Genomic DNA, 21,427 nt, shown 5'->3' on the forward strand with positions numbered 1-21,427 from the left:
TGTTATTGAATTCTTAAGTTAAAAATCAAAGTTATCCGGATCTGGACCCACTCGGTGATGCTGATTTAAATTATCAATCTGTTCCATCTCTTCTATAGATAATTCGAAGTCGAATACATTTGCATTTTCTGCAATTCGATGCGCTTTCGTCGATTTAGGAATAGTAATGATGCCATTTTGTAAATCCCATCTCAAAATAATTTGGGCCACAGACTTTCCATGTTTATTTGCAATTTGTTGAAGATCCGCGTTGTCGAGCAATTGTCCCTGCATAAGTGGAGACCAAGCTTCCATTTGAATATGATGTTGCTTGCAAAATGCCAATAATTCTTTTTGCGTCAGACGTGGATGTGTTTCCACTTGATTTATCATCGGTTTGATCTCAGCATCCTTCATCAGTTCCTCTAGATGGCTAATATGAAAGTTACTAACACCAATCGCTTTAACACGACCTTCTTTATAAAGTGTTTCTAGTGCTCTCCATGCATCTTTGTATTTACCTTCTACCGGCCAATGGATTAAATACATATCCAAGTAATCTAAGCCGAGTTTAGATAGACTTTCTTCGTAAGCAGCAATCGTCTGTTCATACCCCAAGTCAGAGTTCCATACTTTGGATGTGATAAATAATTCCTCTCTTGTAATTCCCGTTTCTTCTATTGCTTCACGGATTCCCTGTCCAACTCCACTTTCATTTCCGTATATTGCAGCTGTATCAATGCTGCGATAGCCATGTTTAATAGCAGTTTTCACTGCATCTACTAGTTCTTGTCCTTCTTCTACTTGAAACACTCCTAGACCTAACCAAGGCATTTTCACACCATTTTGTAATGTTGTTGTAGATTGTAAGTTTTTCATTATCGTAATTCCTCCAATTTTTGTTTATCCTTTTTTTCTAAAGTTCTACTAATACCCGTTAGAATTATTGCAAGTACGACCATCAATGCCCCTATCCATGTTGTATGAATAAGGCCGAGGGATTCTGCTACAACTCCACCTAAATAGGAGCCAATTGCAATTCCTGCGTTAAAAGCAGCAATGTTCATAGCGGAAGCGACATCCACTGCACTTGGAACAAAACGTTCCGCCAGCATTACGACATACACTTGAAGTCCCGGTACATTCATAAAAGCAAACAAACCCATAAAAATTATAGTTATTAACCCAGCAATTTTAAATGGTGCTGTAAACACCAAAATAGATAACACAATTGCTTGAGCAATGAACATGTAGAATAACGATCCAATCGGATTTTTGTTTGAAAGTTTTCCGCCTATCATATTGCCAATTGCAATTGCAATGCCGTAAATTAATAAAATAATAGCAATTGATCCTTGCCCAAATCCTGTTATCTTCTGTAGCAAAGGAGATAAATAGGTGAATACGACAAATGTACCCCCATAACCAAATGCTGTAATAGCTAAGACTAATAATATCCTACTATTTGTAACAAGCTTCACTTGATCCCGAATGGTTGTTGGAGTACCTTTTCTCAAATCTGATGGAACAAGAATACTATTAGCGATAAATCCAACTATCCCTATTATTACAATTGCCACAAAAGCAAAACGCCAACCAAATTGTTGCCCAATAAATGTTCCAATTGGCACACCAGTGATGGTAGCGACAGTTAAGCCTGTAAACATAATGGAAATCGCACTTGCTCTCCGATTTTCGGGAACTAAATCAGCAGCAATAGTCGAGCCAATCGACATAAATACCCCATGGGAAAATGCAGAAATAACACGCGCAACTAATAAAATCCCCACGTTCGTTGCACTTGCAGCAATACCGTTCCCAACTATAAAGACTACCATTATCCATAGAAGCAACGTCTTACGTGGCATCCTCGCGGTAAGCGATGTTAAAACGGGAGCTCCAAACATCACACCCAATGCATATAGAGAAACAGTGAGCCCTGCTGTTGTAAGCGATATATCTAAATCGTGAGAAATTAATGGCAAAAGTCCCACGCTGATAAATTCAGTCGTACCAATCGCGAATGCACTTACCGCTAATGCAAGTAGCGCAAACGTACTTCGCTTTTTGTCTAAAGACATTTATTCTCACCCTTTCTGTTTGTGTAAGTCCTTCGACAAATGTTATTATGATCCTTAGAGTTACAAAAGAAAAGTACGCACTTCAAAGTAATATAGGTACTAAAAGGTTATATAGGCACTAATAAGTACCTATAAAAAGGAGAATATAAAATGAAAAAAAAGAAATATAACATATCTGTTGAAGCAACCTTAGAAGTAATCGGAGGCAAATGGAAGTGTGTCATTTTGTGTCATTTAACACATGGCAAAAAAAGAACGAGTGAATTAAAGCGTCTTATGCCCGATATTACACAAAAAATGCTAACGCAGCAGTTAAGAGAACTAGAAGCAGATGGAGTTATTAACCGTATTGCGTACAATCAAGTCCCCCCAAAAGTAGAATACGAGCTCAGTGAATACGGGTTAAGTTTGGGAAGCATATTAGATGCACTATGTGCCTGGGGAGAGGTACATATTACAAAAGTTTATGGAGATAAGTTTTCCGTGTTAGAGGACAGCATATTAAATGACAAGCTAAAAAGCTAATAAATAGAATGAAGTTGTTTAGAGCGGTCAAGTGTCGAGTGAAGCAACAAACACAAACATCTATTCATCAGCACGCTTTTTGGGGTTACCTATTTGGAACTAAATGGCTTAACGCAACCAATTGTGGGGCGAGAGCAACCAATTTTGCTTTCTGAGCAACTAGTTCTTCGGAGAGAGCAACTAAACCCGCGTTGCAAGCAACCAATTCTGCCTTGAGAGCAACCAACATAAATAATCTCTTAGTCAGCGCGCTTTTGGGGTTGCCTGTTTGGAATTAAATGGCTTAACGCAACCAATTGTTGGGTGAAAGCAACCAATTGAGCCATGAGAGCAACTAGTTCTTCGGGGAGAGCAACTAAATTCGCATTCAAAGCAACCAATTCTACCATGAGAGCAACCAACCTAAATAATCTCTTAGTCAGCGCGCTTTTGGGGTTACCTATTTGGAATTAAATGGCTTAACGCAACCAATTGTTGGGTGAAAGCAACCAATTCTACTTCCTGAGCAACTAGTTCTTCGGAGAGAGCAACTAAACCCGCGTTGCAAGCAACCAATTCTGCCATGAGAGCAACCAACATAAATAATCTCTTAGTCAGCGCGCTTTTGGGGTTGCCTGTTTGGAATTAAATGGCTTAACGCAACCAATTGTTGGGCGAGAGCAACCAGTTCTTCGGAGAGAGCAACTAAATCCGCGTTGCAAGCAACCAATTCTGCCTTGAGAGCAACCAACCTAATTAATCTCTTAGTCAGCGCGACTTTGGATTACCTATTTGGAATTAAATGGCTCAACGCAACCAATTGTTGGGCGAGAGCAACCAATTGAGCCATGAGAGCAACTAGTTCTTCGGAGAGAGCAACTAAATTCGCGTTCAAAGCAACCAATTCTACCATGAGAGCAACCAAACAAAATTAAAAACGAGATCCCAATAAAATTGGGGTCTCGTTTTTGAAGATTTCTATTCTAAATAGCTTTACGTGATACTTTTTTTCCATCATAAGAATATAGAGTTGGTTTATTGTCCACGTAAGTTTCCATATAGACATTTTTACCCCACAGTCGATAAATATAGGGAAGCACATTTTCTAAATAGTGGGGATCGAGTTCTGTTCCTTCATACCCGTGTTTTAAATACAATTCTCCATTTCGTGAGTAATCGCCATCTTCTACGACGATATACGGAAAGCTTCCATTAGTTCTCATGGAAACAAGTTGGTCGCGTACATGTTCATAGTCCTTATCGGTTATTTCATAATTCCCTCTCTTTTTTTCAAATAAATATAGATCTTCTTGCTTTACTAGCTCTTTTGTTAAATAGTTTCGAATAAAGGAAATGTCCGATTCAATTTCTCTTACTTCAAATATTTTTTCCCTACCAGAGTTGGGTTTTACCCCTAATCTTTTCATTTCTTCAGTTGGGTGATCGTATCTGTTTTCGATATCCTCAAAGATTTTTAATCCTAAATAGTATGGGTTAATACTTGTAGGAGATGGCTGGACGACATTTGCGTTCAACTTTGCAAATTCGATTGTCTCATCTGTAGTTAAATCCATTTCTCTAAGAATTCGTTGATGCCAGTAGGATGCCCAACCTTCGTTCATAATTTTTGTCTCTAGTTGTGGCCAAAAGTATAGCATTTCCTCTCTCATCATCGTTAAAATATCACGTTGCCAATCTTCCAATTCACGACTATATTCTTGGATGAAGAGTAACAGATCTTTTTCGGGATGCGGAGGGAACTTTTTTCTTTTTGGAACGACTACTAGCTTGTCGTTCTTTGGTTGATCCATATTCCATAAGTCATCATAAGGTGTTTTTCTTAAAGCCTCTACTTCTTCCTCCACATCTAAATTATAGTCAGGTAATTTAGGTCTAATAATGGAAGGATCAATATGTTCCTGTATAGCAAGAATAGCATCTAAAAAGCTCTCTACCTCTTCTTTGCCGTATAACATTTCATAGTCTGCAATCCGTTCGGCCGTGGCAGTCATACTCTCTACCATATCTCGTCTCGTATTGGAAAAACGTACATTATTTTTAAAGAAATCACAATGGGCAAGGACATGGGCAATGATGAGTTTATTTTGTATCAGGCTGTTCGTATCCAGTAAAAAGGCATAACATGGATTCGAGTTAATAACGAGTTCATATATTTGACTCAGCCCAAAGTCATACTGCAACTTCATTTTGTGGAATTGTTTCCCAAAACTCCAATGGGTGAAACGTGTCGGCATTCCATATGCACCAAATGTATAAATTATATCAGCAGGGCAAATTTCATAACGCATTGGAAAATAATCTAGTCCAAATCTAGAGGCTATTTCAGTTATTTCAGCGATTGCATGGTGAAGCTTCCTCTCCATTCCATAACTCCTTTCTCGTTCAATTTAAAGCTTCGTATTTACGAAATAAACTCTTCAGTGCTTTATATACATCCCGGTTTTCTTTCAATACATAATGACGAAACTTCGGATTATCAATTTTTTTGTACGTATTCATTAGCGTGGAATACCGACTATGGGCATTTACTTCTCCATATCCAAACATACTTGAAACGTCCATTAGCTCATTTACAAGCTTTATACACTTTTCATTATCACTTGTCATATTTTCTCCATCTGAAAAGTGAACAGGGTAAATGTTATAACGAGCTGGATTATATTTTAGTTGTATAAGATCTAATGCCTTTTGATATGCGGATGAACAAATCGTTCCACCGCTTTCACCCTTTGAAAAGAAAGCCTCTTCTGTTACCACTTTTGCTTCCGTATGATGGGCGATAAATTCAATTTCCACGGTTTCATATTTGGAGCGTAAAAATCTTGCCATCCAGAAAAAGAAACTTCTTGCACAATATTTTTCGAACGCTCCCATTGACCCACTCGTATCCATCATCGCAAGAACTACCGCCTTGGACTCTGGTTTCGTTACTTCATCCCATGTTTTAAAACGCAAATCATCGTTATGGATTGGTGAAATGACGGCCTTTCCTTTCATAGCGTTTCGTTTAATAGCAGTTATAATTGTCCGTTTCTTATCAATATTTCCCATAAGCCCTTTTTTGCGAATATCGTTAAACTCCACTTTATCTGTTGTAATATCCATCTGTTCTTTTCGTTGCAAATTGGGTAGTTCCATTTCTTTAAATAAAACATTTTCTAATTCACCTATCGTAACTTCGGCTTCATAATAATCTTTTCCCGCTTGATCCCCTGCCTGTTTTCCTTGTCCTTGCCCACTTTCCCCTTCATCTGAGCCTTTAGCAATTACATCGCCTACTTGACTATCGCCATCTCCTTGACCTACATGTTTGGTTTTGTCATAGTTGTAACGAATTTTATATTCATCCAAGGAGCGTATGGGTATTTTAATCACATCTCGTCCATTTGACATAATAATACTTTCTTCACTTATTAAATCGGGTAAATTATCCTTAATCGCTTCTTTTACTTTCTCCATATGACGTTGCTGATCTTGGTACCCTTTTCGGTGGAGAGACCAATTTTCCTGGGAGATAACAAATTGTTTTTCCTCTTTTTCACTCACTCTCATCAACACCTACCTATGTTTTATCTTATGCCGGGATGACAAAGTTATTGCCAATGTGTATAAAAAAAACAAGACTAATAGAAGCAATCAGTCTTGTTTTTTTATTTATCTATTAAGGAGACTGCCTACGTAACGAAGTAATTCATTTGCTGAAGTAGAATTGTACCCATGTTCATCTACTAGTCTTGCAATCACTTCATTTACTTTCTTGAGATGCGTTTCATCAGGTGTTTGAGAAGAAGTTGTGATTTTCACAACATCTTTTAAGTCTGCAAACAGTTTCTTTTGAATCGCTTCTCGTAAACGCTCATGGGAATTATACTCAAATCGTTTTCCTTTTCGAGCGTATGCCGATAAGCGGATCAAAATTTCTTCTCTAAAGGCTTTTTTAGCATTCTCCGAAATACCGATTTGTTCCTCTATAGAGCGCATTAATTTTTCATCTGGATTCATTTCTTCTCCAGTTAATGGATCTCTCATTTTGTTCTTATTGCAAAACGCCTCTACGTTATCCAAATAATTATTCATCAATGTAATTGCAGACTCTTCGTACGAGTATACGAAAGCCTTTTGCACTTCTTTTTTCGCAATTTCGTCGTATTCTTTTCTAGCAATCGCAATATAATTCATGTATTTTTCCCGATCTTCTTGTGAAATAGAGGCATGCTGATCCAAACCTTCTTTTAGTGCGCGTAATACGTCTAAGGCGTTTATCGATGGGATTTCTTTTCGAATGATTGCGGAAGAAATTCTATTGATCACATAACGCGGATCAATTCCATTCATTCCTTCGTTCAACGACTCTTTCTTTAATTCTTCCAGATCAATTTCGTTAAATCCTTCGACGTTTTCACCATCGTAAAGGCGCATTTTCTTTACAATATCGATACCTTGTTTTTTAGGCACTTCCAGTCTCGTTAATATAGAGAAAATAGCAGCTGCTCTTAGTGCATGCGGAGCGATATGAACGTGAGTCATATCACTTTCTTTAATCATTTTTTCATAGATCCGTTCTTCTTGGCTTACCTTCAAATTATATGGAATCGGCATGACAATAATTCTAGAGTGAAGCGCCTCATTTTTTTTGTTAGAAATGAATGATCGGTATTCCGTTTCGTTTGTATGTGCCACAATCAATTCATCTGCACTGATCAAAGCAAATCTTCCTGCTTTAAAATTACCTTCCTGTGTTAGGGACAGTAAATGCCACAAGAACTTTTCATCTAACTTTAGCATTTCCTGAAATTCCATTATTCCACGGTTTGCTTTATTCAATTCTCCATCAAAACGATAAGCACGAGGGTCTGATTCCGAACCAAATTCGGCAATTGTTGAAAAATCGATGCTTCCAGTTAAATCCGCAATATCCTGTGATTTCGGGTCCGATGGCGTAAACGTACCGATTCCTACTCGCTTGTCTTCTGAGAAAAAAATTCGCTCAATCATCACGTTTTCAATATGTCCGTTATATTCCTTTTCAAGTCGCATGGTATTAAGTGGCGATAAACTTCCTTCAATTCGAATCCCATACTCTTCTGAAAAATCTGCACGTAAATGTTGGGGTATTAGGTGTAGGGGATCTTCATGCATCGGACAACCTTTTATAGCATATACAGCACCCTCATCTGTTCTGGAAAACTGTTCAAGTCCTCGCTTTAACAAAGTCACAATAGAGGACTTCCCTCCACTTACTGGTCCCATAAGTAAAAGAATTCGTTTCCGTACATCTAGTCTTTTGGCAGCAGGATGAAAATATTCTTCCACAAGCCTTTCAATAGCCGTTTCCAATCCAAATATTTCTTTTCCAAAGAAGTGGTACATTCTTTGCCCGTCTCTTTCTGTCAAACCAGAGCTCTTAATCATGCTATAAACTCGTGAATGAGCAGTTTGTGCAACTTCTGGTCTTTCCTTCACTAACTCTAAGTATTCCTCGAACGTGCCTTCCCACTTCAACTGATTTTCTTCTTCACGGTAGCTCTTCACCTTATTCAAAATATCCATCTATTCCCTCCATTCAGGGCATTGTTTTATACATAGTATGAAAGAATAGAGTTTCTGATACATAATACTTTTAAGAATCCAATTCATCTTGCAATATTACTCTGGCTGGGCAATATGCCTTGATCAAAAGATTGTTACCCTATTCTTACACTGAAAAAAAGAGGCTGGTTATGACGTTAGTCATGATCAGTCCCCCCGGAAATTTTTAAGAATAGGTTTTGCCTTAAAGAATGCTTGCTCTTTTTTATTTATTCACAATCTTATTATACGTATTAACTGTCAGCACATAATAACCTACATAGATCATAATAAATGCTCCCATGGCAGTAATTATTGGAATCATCATGTTAGTTCCTATTAAGTCGGATATGAAATTACTAACAAATTTCAATATAACGCTACTATGCACAATTCCAACTATTAATGGTAATCCAAACACAAATAACGTCTGCTTATTAATGGTTTGACGGATGTCCTTTTTATTTACACCAATTTTATGCAATATTTCATAATTTATTTTCGTTTCATTTGCTTCTGTTAATTGTTTAAAGTAAATAATACTTCCTGTTGCAGCCAAAAATACTAGTCCTAAAAATCCAAATATAAACAGATACAAAGCATTTCCTTCCTTACCTTCCTTGTATTCCATATAAAATGAGGAATGTACTTGAAAATTCCCATCAATCAATTGACTAACCTTTTCCGAAGAAATATCCGTTGTTTTCTCTTTTTCCACTTCATACACTTTATACGTTTTTGGTTTTATTTGTTTAGAAATATCGGCAAATAGTTCGTCACTTACAACAATATAGAAATCTGGATAGTCGAATGGTAAAACACTTCCATTCAACATTTTAACGAATGTTACATTCCGGTCAACTGACGATAGATGTAATTTTTCTCTTTGAAAAAGTGACTCCTTGTATTCTGTTAATCTTGGTTTAATAACCGCTGCTTCCACATCAGTCAGAGCCCTTAGTTCTTCTATTCCTAAAGCTTTTGCTGCTTCGTTGTAGGCATTTACCGGGATTAGTTTCATCGGGTTAGCTTCATAACTAAATGTGAAAGAAAGCTCCCCTCCTACTTCTATCACGGGAATTTCAAGTTGCGCTGTAATTGGATGTTCTTTATCATTCTTCAGTATGCTTTCTATTTTTTCATCAAATTCTTCGGATTTGGACAGATGTGAATAACTAAAAGGAACCATTTCAAGTGAAGCCTTTTCATTCCCATAATAGCCACTATAGGTGGTACCGAAAAGACTGATTGTTACTGCACTTAATAAGGCAATCATCGAAAACGTCCTTGCATTTCCTCTTATACGATACAGTAATTGGGACGTACCAATTAGGTTTGTACCTTTGTAATAGCGCGATCGATTCTTTTTTAATAGTGTCAATAAAAACACAACAACAGAACGGAAAAATAAATGTGTTCCAATAACAAGTGCAGTGAAAGCAATACCATAATTCGCTAGTATATAATGATTCGTCAACTCATCTGGAAAAGGTTTCAATATAAGTGAATAACTCAAGATTAGTAAAACCACTCCTATGCTAGTTGAAAGGGGTGAAATCTTTGGTTGCTTCTCTCCTTTTTTCTCTGCTTGAAATAATTCAATTAGTTTAAAACGGTAGATCAAACGATATCCTTGAATAGATGTGAACAAAATAATAAGTAAAAATACAATAATTGTCTGGAAAGTTGCACCAATGGATAAACCGAAGTTTATCTCTATGGTAGAGCCCATTAGGTTCACTAGTACCATGGCAAATAGTTTAGAAAATAAAGTCCCTAAACTGATTCCCACTATGAGTGCAGCAACACCCATTATAAGGTTCTCATAAAACAGCATTTTTCCGATTGTTTTCTTTCGTAACCCAAGGATTGAATATAATCCAACTTCTTTTTTTCGATTTCTCGTAAAGAAAGCATTCGAATATAAAATAAAGGTTGCAACGAATAACAATAAAAGTACCGAGGAAGCCAAAAATAAGAAACCCATCATGTCAGAAAGCATGATACTTTCTTGAATATCTGTGGAGTACTGCAGTGACACAAATGTAAAATAGATAATAATACTGAAAACCATTGAGACAAAATAGACGAAGTATTTACCAAAATTGCCCTGAATATTTTTCTTTGCCAAATCAAATAATGTCATTTGCACCACCTCCGAGTGCGGAAAGCACATCTAACACCTTTTGAAAAAATTCTTTCCGTGGTGTCTTACCTTTCACGAGTTCTGTAAATAACTTGCCATCCTTAATAAATATCACACGCCTACAGTAACTTGCAGCAAATGCATCATGCGTAACCATTAAAATAGTCACTTTATCTTGTTCACTTAGATTAGTTAAACTTTCCAACAAATCAGTTGCAGATTTAGAATCTAGTGCACCAGTCGGTTCATCCGCCAAAAGTAGGCTCGGATTCGTAACAATTGCACGTGATGCAGCAGTACGTTGTTTTTGTCCTCCAGAAATTTGGTAAGGGTATTTATCTAAGATGGGACTTATTCCAAATTTTTCAGCTACCTCTTCCACCTTACGTTCTAGTTCTGTCACATTCATTTTTGCTAAAGCTAAAGGCAGCAATATATTTTCTTTCACTGTTAATGTATCTAATAGGTTATAATCTTGAAAAACAAATCCTAATTTATCTCTACGGAAGTTGGACAATTGTTCCTCATTCATATTGATAATGCTCGTTCCATCAATAAAGATATCACCTGAAGTCGGCTCGTCAATTGTTGCCAACACATTTAATAGCGTTGATTTACCAGCTCCTGACGGACCCATAATACCTACAAATTCACCTTCTTTAACGATTAAATCTATTTCTTCCAATGCTGTAAATACATTGCCCCTTGCTCCAAATACTTTTTTAATCCTTTTTGCTTCCACGATATTTTTCATGTAAGTGTTTCCTCCATTACAAGCATTTTCTCTTCTCGCTGGTTTCATTTTATAATAAGTATTAATAGTGCAAACTAACAGTATAGGGAGTCAATCTTACAATATCGTCACTACAATACAAACCAAACCATATTTTCGTTAATATAATAACAAAGCATATCTATATCAATTGGAGGGATCCACTATGAAGCTAATGATTATTGAAGACGAAGCAATTATACGGGAACTGCTTGGAGAAACAATTGAAAAATGGGGGCATTCTGTTGTGAAAGTCGAAAACTTCCATGACATATTGCATGTTTTCGTGGCAGAAAATCCTCACTTGATCTTATTAGATATTAATTTACCCTCTTTTGATGGATTTTACTGGTGCAGTAAAATTAGAGAAGTTTCAAAAGTGCCGATTATTTTTATATCTTCCCGAAATACACCGATGGATATGGTGATGGCGATGAATATGGGTGGAGACGACTTTATACAAAAACCGTTTGATACAGATGTACTTTTAGCGAAGATCAATGCCCTTTTACGTCGAACTTATTCCTATGTCGATATCCAACAAAATATATTGGAGCATAGTGGAGTAGTATTAGACTTAGATGATTGGGATGTTTTTTATGAAAAAGATAAAATAAATCTAACAAAGACAGAATTTACGATTCTAAAAATTCTCATGCAGCAAAAAGGGACAATTGTTAGTAGAAACAAAATAATGCGTAGTCTTTGGAAAGATGAAAGTTTTGTAGATGACAATACGTTAACCGTTAATGTCAATCGTCTACGTAAAAAACTTACGGAGCTCGGAAAAGAGAACTTTATTACTACAAAAAAAGGGGAAGGTTATATGATTCAATGAACTTTTTAAAGTATGTATCAGATAAACGTTTTTTCATTTTCATTTATATAGCAATTATGCTTTTTGTATCCACTATCATAATGGTAGGTGTGAACGGGCAAAATATGTTGAATAATATTTTATATTTAAATATCACTTGTTTTGTTTTCGCTAGCTTATACATTACAATTGGTTATTTCTACAGAAGAAAATTTTACCGCGAACTAATTGATACAATTGAGAGTGGTCAAGAAGATTTCGCAGTTTTGATGCCATTATCACAGAATCATCAGCATCGTATTTTCCTCCAGCTATTGAAAAAAATTCATCATGATAACAGAAAACAGTTACAAGTATTGCACGATGATAAACGAGATCAGCAGGAATTTATCCTTTCCTGGATTCATGAAGTAAAGCTTCCAATTGCCGCAAGTCGCCTATTAATGGAAAATAGCGAAAACAAAACAACAGATTTTCTTATCGATAAATTTGAAGATGAACTCAACAAAATTGACAATTATGTAGAGCAAGCACTTTATTATTCCCGCATTGATACGTTTTCAAAGGACTATTTCATTAATGAAATTAATGTAAATCAAGTAATTAAAAATAGCATAAAAAAGTACTCTAAGCTCTTTATAAATAAGGAAATAAAATTTCATATGGAAGATAAAGATCAATTAGTCCAAAGTGATAGTAAATGGCTTGACTTTGTCTTTGATCAGATTATAGCAAACGCTTTAAAATATACAAATAATGGTGGTAACTTGTCCGTTTTGTTCGAAGAGAATAGCAAAGAAAAAAGGATAGTTATATTAGATGATGGCATTGGTATTAAATCTGAGGATATACATCGCTTATTTGAAAAAGGTTTTACGGGGACTACTGGCAGAAGTGATGCCAAATCAACCGGAATAGGTCTATACCTAGCAAAACAGTTAGCCCTAAAACTTGGTCATGACATATCTATCGATTCAGAGGAAGGTAAATATACAAAGGTTACCGTTCATTTTCCTAAAATAAGAAGTTATTTTCAACTAGAAAACCAATATAAATCCTATTTGCAAAACAAATAACACCTGTAAGCATACAGGTGCTGGGGTTTTTACTTACCGCATTTGCATGTTTTTTTATCGCACTTCTTGCATTTCTTCGCCGCTATTAAAATCACCCCTTTAGCTGATTAATACAGGATATGTGTGGAGATGCATGTCCAATGCATAAACATCGGAAAAAATTATATCTGGAAAGAAGGCATCCCGTGTCATCTACCTCGAATATCTGTCACGTGCATCTGGCATTCCATATATAATAGGGTAATACTTCTTGGGAGATGATTCAGTGACCCTTTGGATTGATGTATCAGTTCGTAAGCGGCAATTAAAATTATACGATGCTAGTGTATTATTAAAGACTTATCCTATTGCAGTTGGGAAAATATTGACCCCTACTCCTACAGGAAATTATATTATTATCAACAAAGAGGTGAACCCAGGCGGACCTTTTGGAGCATTATGGATGGGTTTATCTAAAGCCCATTACGGCATACATGGTACAAATGATCCATCCTCCATCGGTAAAGAAGTTTCGCATGGCTGTATTAGGATGCATAATGAAGACGTATTAGAGTTATCTTCCATGGTACCTACTAGTACAAATGTATACATTCACAAATAAGAAGATTGGTAAAAGGAAGTCGAGGAATCATATTCTGTTTTGTCTATTAACTCATTCTATTAAATAATTTAATTCTCCCAAAATAGATTAGGTGACCTATTCCTAATCTATTTTTCTACATAGTATGCAAATAGAGAAAGAGACAACCTCTTTCTACTATTTCTAGTTTGACGTCTACTAGGGAAAAAGGAGAAGAAACATGGCAGAAAAAACTTTTATCAACAACACCGAAGCTACTTTACAAATCACTATCTTTGTTCGTGAAGGAGAACTTCCATTTAATCAGGACGGGACCGTTTCATTTAGTCTAGATCCAGGACAAACTCTAATCGTTCCTTATGGAAATGAGATGAATATCTTTTTAAATGGGATAATAATCTTCACAATTTTCGAAGGTGACCTATTTAGTAGTGTTCAATTTATAACTATGCAATCGAGTGAGCTGGACGACCTGCTTAATACAAATGACACAATAACTATCACAAAGGTACAAACGGATTATGTTATTTCCGGAAGCGATGAATTCCTAGATGCAGTAAATGCAGCCCAAACTGTACCAGAAATGCGCACAGCAATTGAAAATCCAGGTTTAGGTTTAGACTTAACTGCTTATAATGCTCTCACAGAATTACAAAAAGATCAGGTCGCTTCTGAGTTGTTAACTAACAGACCAGTAGGTGGCTACCCTACCACAATCAGTATTCAAATGGCTTTAAATGCTGCAATTAACCAAATTGTCGACCCTAATAATATTTATGTCAAAGCAGGTGCTGTGGGAGGAGATGGAAGTTTAGCAAGTCCTTTAAGCACGATAGCAGAGGGTATTGCAGCTGTGAACCCAGGAGGAACTGTGCATATACTAAGCGGAACATACCCAATCACCTCTCAAATTTTAGTTAATAAAACGGGTATAAAATTACTAGGAGAACCTGGAACACTACTAATACTTCAAGCAGATATTATTGCAATGTTAATAACAGCACCGGATACAACTATCGAAGGTTTAACAATCACTAGTGATATTCCATACGCAAAAGAATTCATACAAGTTGGAGCGACAAATACTAGTATATTAAATAACACTATATATGGACCCCCACAAGCTCTCCCAATGGCAAACTGGATAGTGAATCGAGCAGTCGTTCCGCAAGGTGGCATTAACTTTACTGTAAACGGAAATACGTTCTATTCCCTACGAACAGGTATTTATATCAATCCAAATGTAACAGGAGAAATTAATAATAATGTGGTATACAACACAAAAGGTGCTTTCTTGGTTGACCAAGCGTTCACTACCTTCTTTGGAAACTCTTGGGGCACTCCTGCAAACGAGGTAGATATTGCGCTATTTGCCGGTACAACAATGGGACCTCCATATGATAATCTGGCTCTCCTCAGTGCAGAAAATAACAATGCAACTATTTCGGATCAAAGATAGAGAGTGATCCTTGTTTCTTTAATAAATTTTAGAGAATGCCTATAAATTATTTAGCCTCTACTATAATAGAGATACCTTTAGTGAACTGTAATTAAAACCACACATTCAAAAAAGGTATCTTTTTATTTTTCTAATGTCTTCCACTTTCACTAGAGTCTTTGGCTAATTGTAGGGAATCCACATCTTAATAGTTAGAAGCTTAGTTTTCTTTGAAACATATTTTAATTTGCCACAGCTACCTTAACGTGAAACAGTTATGGATGATTTCCTACAGATTTAGCTTAGGGTCTTTTTTTATTTCTCCCAAGATAGATTAGGTGACCTATTCCTAATCTATTTTTCTTCATAGTATGCAATAGAGAAAGAGACAACCTCTTTCTACTATGTCTGGTACCACATCTACCAGAGAAAAAGGAGAAGAAACATGGCAGAAAAAACTTTTATCAACAACACCGAAGCTACTTTACAAATCACTATCTTTGTTCGAGAGGGAGAACTTCCATTTAACCAAGATGGGACGGTATCATTTAGCCTAAATCCTGGGCAAACTTTAGTAGTTCCTTACGGGGATGATATAAATATCTTTTTAAACGGGATAATAATCTTCACAATTTCGGAAGGAGATCTTTTTAGTAGTGTTCAATTCGTAACTGTGCAATCGAGTGAGCTTGACGACCTGCTTAATACAAATAGCGTAATAACTATTACAAAAGTACAAACTGAATATGTTATTTCCGGAAGTAATTAATCATTATGAAAAACCAATATGGAGAGAAGTGCTTAGTCACTTCTCTCCATATTTTTTCGAAATCCTTCTAGTTATTTTTTCTCTTTCGTTTAATTATCCAAAATACTACATACGCAACTATGCCGAAAATAAGCAAAATCGGTAAGTTACCGATGAAAAACACGATAATAGCAGAAGCCGCAGAAAGTAACCCATTCGTACTTGATATAAACTGTTTTTTCGTCTTTTCCCATGTATTTAACTCTTTACCATCAATTTCAGGAACAATTACTCGGTTTTCCTGCATTGTGAGTTCTATTGTGGAATAGGAACTCTGATTTTCAAGATACTTCATCTTGCCTACTATAACTTCAATTTCTTCTTGGACACTTGCTAAATCTGAAGATATTTTCAGTAAATCCTCCGTTTTTTCTGCCCCTTTCATAAAGACCAGCAAACGTTCTTCCACTGCCCGTTTGGATGTAAGGCGAGAGTTCAAATCCACATATTGCTCCGTCACATCTTGACCAGTTACATTCCGCTCTAACACTTTCGATGCTTCCTCTTCCGCATCGAATAAAAATGTCTCAAAATGTTTCTCTGGTATACGCACAATCATATTGCCACTAGTTGTCTGATTGTCTTCTTGGTACACATTCGACTCCACAATATAGCCGCCATATTTTTTCACTTTAAGTTCAATATTACTTTGTGCTTTAGCAAGTTCTTTTACTTGTGTCCTAATTACGGCATTATGAATAATCATGCGTTCAGCAGTCTCCTCAGTAGAAGACTCTGTACTACTTTCTTTCTCTGTTTTGTCCTTACTACTTTTTTCTTCTTCCACATAGCCAGCAGAATCACTTGCGCTATCCATTTCAAAACTACTCGACTTTTCTTCAACAGCACTACAAGCTATAAGCAATCCCCCGATAGTAGCTAGCAGTAAATAGAACAACATTTTTTTCATATCCAATTGCCCCCTGTCTATATGTAAATAGACGATTTGCCGAAAAAATAGTTACATTTTATCAGAAAATTTCGTTTTCAGTACTCTACTATGCTAATGAAATACCTAATTAGCATATGAGAAATTTTTACTTTTTTCTCAAAAACACTTAAATTATTGAAAAATTTCGATAGAATGAATATAAGAATAAAGGAGGGTTTTTACAATGGGTAAGGCAAGTGAAAAAGTGATTCGTTATCGTGGAACAGAGTTAAATACGAAAGGTTGGCTTCAAGAAGCAGCACTTCGTATGCTGATGAACAATTTAGATGCAGAAGTTGCGGAACATCCTGATGACTTAGTCGTATACGGGGGAATCGGTAAAGCAGCGCGTAGTTGGAAATCGTTTGATGCTATTGTACGCTCATTAAAAGAATTAGAAAATGACGAGACATTGTTAGTGCAATCAGGAAAGCCAGTTGCAATATTTAAATCACATACGGATGCACCTCGCGTGCTAATAGCAAATTCCAACTTAGTCCCCGCTTATGCTACATGGGAGCATTTTCATGAGCTTGATAAAAAAGGACTCATGATGTATGGACAAATGACTGCTGGAAGTTGGATTTACATTGGTTCTCAAGGAATTGTTCAAGGCACGTATGAAACATTTGCAGAGCTTGCAAAACAGCATTTTGGTGGAACCTTAAAAAATACAATCACGCTCACAGCTGGTCTAGGTGGAATGGGAGGAGCACAGCCACTTGCAGTGACGATGAATGGAGGCGTTTGTATCGGTATTGATGTCGACGAGACACGTATTGACCGTAGAATTGAAACACGCTATACAGATGTGAAAACGCATTCATTAGACGAAGCGATTCGATTGGCAACGGAAGCGAAACAAGACGGGAAAGCTCTGTCCATCGGCCTCGTAGGGAATGCTTCTGATATGTTACCAGAAATGATTGCTCGTGGTTTTATCCCTGATGTATTAACAGACCAAACATCCGCTCATGATCCTTTAAATGGGTATATCCCTTCGCAAATGAGTTTAGAAGACGCGATGAAATGGCGAGTAGAAAAACCAGAGGAATACGTCAAACTAGCGAAAGCTTCTATGGAAAAACATGTTCGAGCTATGGTTGACATGATGGATAAGGGTGCCGTGACATTTGACTATGGAAATAATATTCGTCAGGTAGCAAAAGATGCTGGCTTTGAACGAGCATTTGACTTCCCTGGTTTTGTTCCAGCATATATCCGACCTCAGTTTTGTGAAGGAAAAGGACCTTTCCGTTGGGTGGCTTTGTCCGGTGATCCCGAGGATATTTATAAAACAGATGAAGTAATTTTACGTGAGTTTAGCTATAACACCCATTTATGCAATTGGATTAAGATGGCACGCGAAAAAATTCAATTCCAAGGACTTCCTTCTCGTATTTGTTGGCTTGGCTATGGTGAACGTGCACGTTTCGGAAAAATTATAAATGATATGGTAGCTTCTGGTGAATTAAAAGCTCCAATTGTAATTGGTCGAGATCATCTTGACTCAGGATCAGTAGCGTCCCCTAACAGAGAAACGGAAGCAATGAAAGACGGTTCTGATGCAGTAGCCGATTGGCCAATATTAAACGCAATGATAAATGCTGTTGGGGGTGCAACTTGGGTTTCCGTTCACCATGGTGGTGGAGTTGGAATGGGATACTCTATACATGCTGGAATGGTCATCGTCGCAGATGGAACAAAAGAAGCAGAAGCAAGACTAGAAAGAGTACTTACGACAGACCCTGGCATGGGAATTGTACGCCATGTTGATGCTGGATACGAATTGGCAGAAAAAACTGCTCATGAAAAGGGAGTTAACATTCCAATGATGGATCAGGAGGACTGAGAAACAATGGCAAAAGTAGTTTGGATCAAACATGCCTCGCAACTAGTCACTTTAGCAAATAAATCAGAAGGCCCTCGTGTAAAAGAACAAATGAGCGAATTATCCATTATAGAAGATGGAAGTGTCTGGGTCGAAGATGGGATAATTCAAGCAATAGGAACTACAGAAGAATTAGAAACGAAGTATTCAAGTCATACATTAGAAGTAGAAGTGGTTGATGCAATTGGTCATCTTGTGACTCCCGGCCTTGTAGACCCACATACACATGTAGCATTTGGCGGCAGTCGAGAACGGGAATTTGAAATGCGTCTAGAAGGTGCCACATATATGGATATCATGAATGCCGGTGGCGGGATTCATGCGACAACTAAAATGACCCGTACAATTTCAGAGGATGAGCTTGTTCGACAAACTACTAAAAGACTGGATTCTTTTTTAGCACATGGCGTTACTACGATTGAAGGAAAAAGTGGTTACGGCTTGGATTTAGAAACGGAGATAAAACAACTTCGTGCTATGAAACGATTGCAAGAGGAACACCCGATTGATATCGTTCCGACATTTATGGGTGCGCATGCTGTTCCCACAACATATAAAGGTAAAGAGGATGAATACGTAGATCTTATTATTGACGAAATGCTGCCGGTCGTCGCGAAAGAAAAGCTTGCGAAGTTTAACGATGTTTTTTGTGAAGTAGGTGTTTTCACGCCAGAGCAGTCTGAACGCATTTTAGAAGCTGGTAAATCGTATGGACTTATCCCAAAAATTCATGCCGATGAAATTGAACCTTACCAAGGAGCAGAGCTTGCTGCAAAAGTTGGTGCGATTTCTGCAGAGCATTTATTGAAAGCCTCGGACGAAGGAATTCGAGCAATGGCAGAACAAGGAGTTATCGCCTGCTTGTTACCGGCCACCGCTTTGTACTTACGGGAAAATGCTGCTCAAGGAAGGGCTATGATCGATGCAGGAGTGCCCGTTGCAATTTCTACCGATTGCAATCCTGGCTCCTCCCCTACTACCTCTATGCCGCTTGTGATGAATTTAGCATGTATTTCTATGCGCCTCACTCCCGCAGAAAGCTTATGCGCTGCAACATACAATGCTGCTTGTGCTATTCAGATGGAGGATAAAGTCGGTTCATTAGAGATTGGAAAGCAAGCCGATATAGTTCTTTGGAATGTAAAGAATTATCAAGAGCTGCAATATTTGTTCGGAGTAAACCATGTAAAAGCCGTTTGGAAAAATGGCGTGAAAGTTGTTGGTTAATTTAATATAGAAAGAACGTGAATAGAAATGATTAGTTTAAAAGGACATGGACTAACGCTTGAAGAGATGCGTGCTATTTTATATCAAAACGAGAAAGTACAACTTGAGAACGAGGCCATTGAAGCCGTTGTAAAAAGTAGAAAAGCGGTCGAAAAAATAGTTGAAGAACATCGCACCGTTTACGGGATCAACACTGGTTTTGGGAAGTTTAGTGACGTAAACATTGAACAAGAAGATGTTCATGCACTCCAGCTTCACCTCATTCGCTCCCACGCTTGTGGTATCGGTCAACCTTTTGATGAGATAGTTTCACGCGCAATGGTTGTATTACGATTGAATGCGTTATTAAAAGGGTTTTCAGGTATACGTCTAGAAGTATTGGATCGACTTGCATATATGGTGAACAATCGTATTTATCCAGTAATCCCGCAACAGGGATCATTAGGTGCCTCAGGTGACTTGGCTCCCCTTTCCCATCTTGCATTAGTGCTTATAGGGGAAGGATTTGTGTGGGAAAATGACAAACATATTCCTGCCAATGAAATATGGGCAAAACATAACTTACAACCAATTGTACTAGAAGCAAAAGAAGGTCTCGCTCTTATAAACGGAACTCAAGCTATGACGGCTCAAGGTGTTGTGAACTGGTTGGAATCAGAAACACTTGCCTATCAAAGTGAATGGATTGCCGCTATGACAATGGAAGCATTACACGGAATCACAGATGCTTTTCACCCAGCTATTCATGAAGCAAGGGGCTATCCGGAGCAAACCGCGGTGGCTAAACGCATACTTGAATGGTTAAAAGGAAGTCAACTAGTTACTAAACAAGGAGAGAAACGTGTCCAAGATGCATATTCCTTACGTTGTATTCCCCAAATACATGGAGCAAGCTGGCAAGTACTTTCTTATGTAAAAGAAAAACTAGAAATTGAGATGAATGCTGCAACCGATAATCCTTTAATCGTAGAAGATGGGGAAACTGTTATATCAGGAGGAAACTTTCACGGCCAACCAATTGCCTTTGCAATGGACTTTTTGAAAATCGGCATTGCAGAACTTGCCAACGTTTCCGAGCGAAGAATCGAACGACTTGTGAACCCACAACTAAACGAGGGCTTGCCTGCCTTTTTAAGCCCGCAGCCTGGACTTCAATCTGGTGCAATGATTTTACAATATGCAGCAGCAAGCTTAGTATCTGAGAATAAAACACTAGCACATCCAGCATCTGTCGACTCGATTCCTTCCTCTGCAAATCAAGAGGATCATGTAAGCATGGGAACAATCGGCGCACGACACGCCTCTCAAATTATTCAAAACGCACGCCGAGTACTTGCAATTGAAGTATTTTGTGCAATGCAAGGGGTCGAATATCGTGGAGTGGATTTGATGTCCCCTTCCCTTTCAGAGAAATGGCATAATATGCGCGCATTCACTCCTTCTATCACGGAAGATCGCATCTTTAGTGTGGATGTGGAAAAGTTGAATAATTACTTGAAGGATGAAACAGCTCAAAACTAATTAGTATTATTTAAAAAACCATCAATTGATGGTTTTTTTATTTTGCTATTTTGTTCTGCAAAGGGAA

17 protein-coding genes are annotated in these 21,427 nt (G+C 37.4%); 9 read left to right on the plus strand and 8 right to left on the minus strand.

Annotated elements, in window-relative coordinates:
* Window positions 1–18: 18 nt before the first annotated feature.
* Complete coding sequence (locus FS486_RS05500; RefSeq protein WP_144510324.1) at window positions 19–858, minus strand: aldo/keto reductase; 840 nt, start codon at window positions 856–858, stop codon at window positions 19–21.
* Window positions 858–2,060 (minus strand): MFS transporter, encoded by a 1,203-nt coding sequence (locus tag FS486_RS05505; protein WP_144510325.1) that lies wholly within the window; start codon window positions 2,058–2,060, stop codon window positions 858–860. Before FS486_RS05505 ends, FS486_RS05500 begins: the two co-directional genes overlap by 1 nt.
* Before the next feature lie 150 nt (window positions 2,061–2,210).
* On the opposite strand from FS486_RS05505, the gene FS486_RS05510 reads away from it, so the two are divergent.
* Window positions 2,211–2,585: a winged helix-turn-helix transcriptional regulator gene (locus FS486_RS05510; protein WP_144510326.1), complete on the plus strand. Its 375-nt coding sequence runs from the start codon at window positions 2,211–2,213 to the stop codon at window positions 2,583–2,585.
* A 962-nt stretch (window positions 2,586–3,547) separates the two neighbouring features.
* Here the strand turns inward: FS486_RS05510 and FS486_RS05515 are convergent.
* From FS486_RS05515 to FS486_RS05535, 5 genes are all read right to left on the minus strand, one after another.
* Entirely contained in the window at window positions 3,548–4,948 is a 1,401-nt protein-coding gene (locus FS486_RS05515) for a SpoVR family protein (protein WP_144510327.1), read from the minus strand.
* 19 nt (window positions 4,949–4,967) lie between these two features.
* Entirely contained in the window at window positions 4,968–6,131 is a 1,164-nt protein-coding gene (gene yhbH / locus FS486_RS05520) for a sporulation protein YhbH (RefSeq protein ID WP_144510328.1), read from the minus strand.
* A 108-nt stretch (window positions 6,132–6,239) separates the two neighbouring features.
* Window positions 6,240–8,135: a PrkA family serine protein kinase gene (locus tag FS486_RS05525; protein WP_144510329.1), complete on the minus strand. Its 1,896-nt coding sequence runs from the start codon at window positions 8,133–8,135 to the stop codon at window positions 6,240–6,242.
* A 244-nt stretch (window positions 8,136–8,379) separates the two neighbouring features.
* Window positions 8,380–10,299, minus strand: a complete 1,920-nt coding sequence (locus FS486_RS05530; protein ID WP_144510330.1) for an ABC transporter permease — start codon at window positions 10,297–10,299, stop codon at window positions 8,380–8,382.
* Window positions 10,286–11,053 (minus strand): ABC transporter ATP-binding protein, encoded by a 768-nt coding sequence (locus FS486_RS05535; RefSeq protein WP_144510331.1) that lies wholly within the window; start codon window positions 11,051–11,053, stop codon window positions 10,286–10,288. The genes FS486_RS05530 and FS486_RS05535 overlap by 14 nt, the downstream gene beginning before the upstream one ends.
* Window positions 11,054–11,237: 184 nt before the next feature.
* Here FS486_RS05535 and FS486_RS05540 point away from each other — a divergent pair, with 184 nt between their 5' ends.
* The 5 genes from FS486_RS05540 to FS486_RS05560 all read left to right on the plus strand — a co-directional run bounded on the left by FS486_RS05540 (window position 11,238) and on the right by FS486_RS05560 (window position 15,751).
* A complete protein-coding gene (locus FS486_RS05540) occupies window positions 11,238–11,909 on the plus strand; it encodes a response regulator transcription factor (RefSeq protein ID WP_144510332.1) in 672 nt (223 codons plus the stop codon).
* Window positions 11,906–12,964 (plus strand): sensor histidine kinase, encoded by a 1,059-nt coding sequence (locus FS486_RS05545; protein ID WP_144510333.1) that lies wholly within the window; start codon window positions 11,906–11,908, stop codon window positions 12,962–12,964. The genes FS486_RS05540 and FS486_RS05545 overlap by 4 nt, the downstream gene beginning before the upstream one ends.
* Before the next feature lie 265 nt (window positions 12,965–13,229).
* Window positions 13,230–13,565: a L,D-transpeptidase gene (locus tag FS486_RS05550; RefSeq protein WP_144510334.1), complete on the plus strand. Its 336-nt coding sequence runs from the start codon at window positions 13,230–13,232 to the stop codon at window positions 13,563–13,565.
* A gap of 199 nt (window positions 13,566–13,764) precedes the next feature.
* Window positions 13,765–15,003: a right-handed parallel beta-helix repeat-containing protein gene (locus tag FS486_RS05555; RefSeq protein ID WP_260858029.1), complete on the plus strand. Its 1,239-nt coding sequence runs from the start codon at window positions 13,765–13,767 to the stop codon at window positions 15,001–15,003.
* 424 nt (window positions 15,004–15,427) lie between these two features.
* Complete coding sequence (locus FS486_RS05560; RefSeq protein ID WP_144510335.1) at window positions 15,428–15,751, plus strand: hypothetical protein; 324 nt, start codon at window positions 15,428–15,430, stop codon at window positions 15,749–15,751.
* A 67-nt stretch (window positions 15,752–15,818) separates the two neighbouring features.
* Here the strand turns inward: FS486_RS05560 and FS486_RS05565 are convergent, their stop codons facing one another.
* Window positions 15,819–16,700 (minus strand): DUF4349 domain-containing protein, encoded by an 882-nt coding sequence (locus FS486_RS05565; RefSeq protein ID WP_144510336.1) that lies wholly within the window; start codon window positions 16,698–16,700, stop codon window positions 15,819–15,821.
* Between the two features lie 205 nt (window positions 16,701–16,905).
* On the opposite strand from FS486_RS05565, the gene hutU reads away from it, so the two are divergent.
* The 3 genes from hutU to hutH are packed head-to-tail and all read left to right on the plus strand — an operon-like array spanning window position 16,906 to window position 21,360.
* Window positions 16,906–18,573, plus strand: a complete 1,668-nt coding sequence (gene hutU / locus FS486_RS05570) for a urocanate hydratase (RefSeq protein ID WP_144510337.1) — start codon at window positions 16,906–16,908, stop codon at window positions 18,571–18,573.
* 6 nt (window positions 18,574–18,579) lie between these two features.
* Window positions 18,580–19,839, plus strand: coding sequence for an imidazolonepropionase (gene hutI / locus FS486_RS05575; protein ID WP_144510338.1), 1,260 nt, complete (start codon window positions 18,580–18,582; stop codon window positions 19,837–19,839).
* A gap of 27 nt (window positions 19,840–19,866) precedes the next feature.
* The gene (gene hutH, locus FS486_RS05580) at window positions 19,867–21,360 is read left to right on the plus strand and encodes a histidine ammonia-lyase (RefSeq protein ID WP_144510339.1); all 1,494 of its coding nucleotides are present in this window, start codon (window positions 19,867–19,869) and stop codon (window positions 21,358–21,360) included.
* Window positions 21,361–21,427 lie beyond the last annotated feature (67 nt).

Origin of the sequence: Bacillus sp. FJAT-22090 (genome assembly GCF_007676755.1) — a bacterium.
Taxonomy (GTDB): domain Bacteria; phylum Bacillota; class Bacilli; order Bacillales_A; family Planococcaceae; genus Psychrobacillus.

Coding starts and splice junctions, on each gene's coding strand:
- FS486_RS05560 (WP_144510335.1), top strand. CDS start 15,428: ATGGCAGAAAAAACTTTTATCAACAACACCGAAGCTACTTTACAAATC.
- FS486_RS05525 (WP_144510329.1), bottom strand. CDS start 8,135: ATGGATATTTTGAATAAGGTGAAGAGCTACCGTGAAGAAGAAAATCAG.
- FS486_RS05535 (WP_144510331.1), bottom strand. CDS start 11,053: ATGAAAAATATCGTGGAAGCAAAAAGGATTAAAAAAGTATTTGGAGCA.
- FS486_RS05565 (WP_144510336.1), bottom strand. CDS start 16,700: ATGAAAAAAATGTTGTTCTATTTACTGCTAGCTACTATCGGGGGATTG.
- FS486_RS05555 (WP_260858029.1), top strand. CDS start 13,765: ATGGCAGAAAAAACTTTTATCAACAACACCGAAGCTACTTTACAAATC.
- FS486_RS05510 (WP_144510326.1), top strand. CDS start 2,211: ATGAAAAAAAAGAAATATAACATATCTGTTGAAGCAACCTTAGAAGTA.
- FS486_RS05505 (WP_144510325.1), bottom strand. CDS start 2,060: ATGTCTTTAGACAAAAAGCGAAGTACGTTTGCGCTACTTGCATTAGCG.
- FS486_RS05500 (WP_144510324.1), bottom strand. CDS start 858: ATGAAAAACTTACAATCTACAACAACATTACAAAATGGTGTGAAAATG.
- FS486_RS05515 (WP_144510327.1), bottom strand. CDS start 4,948: ATGGAGAGGAAGCTTCACCATGCAATCGCTGAAATAACTGAAATAGCC.
- FS486_RS05545 (WP_144510333.1), top strand. CDS start 11,906: ATGAACTTTTTAAAGTATGTATCAGATAAACGTTTTTTCATTTTCATT.
- hutU (WP_144510337.1), top strand. CDS start 16,906: ATGGGTAAGGCAAGTGAAAAAGTGATTCGTTATCGTGGAACAGAGTTA.
- FS486_RS05530 (WP_144510330.1), bottom strand. CDS start 10,299: ATGACATTATTTGATTTGGCAAAGAAAAATATTCAGGGCAATTTTGGT.
- FS486_RS05540 (WP_144510332.1), top strand. CDS start 11,238: ATGAAGCTAATGATTATTGAAGACGAAGCAATTATACGGGAACTGCTT.
- hutI (WP_144510338.1), top strand. CDS start 18,580: ATGGCAAAAGTAGTTTGGATCAAACATGCCTCGCAACTAGTCACTTTA.
- hutH (WP_144510339.1), top strand. CDS start 19,867: ATGATTAGTTTAAAAGGACATGGACTAACGCTTGAAGAGATGCGTGCT.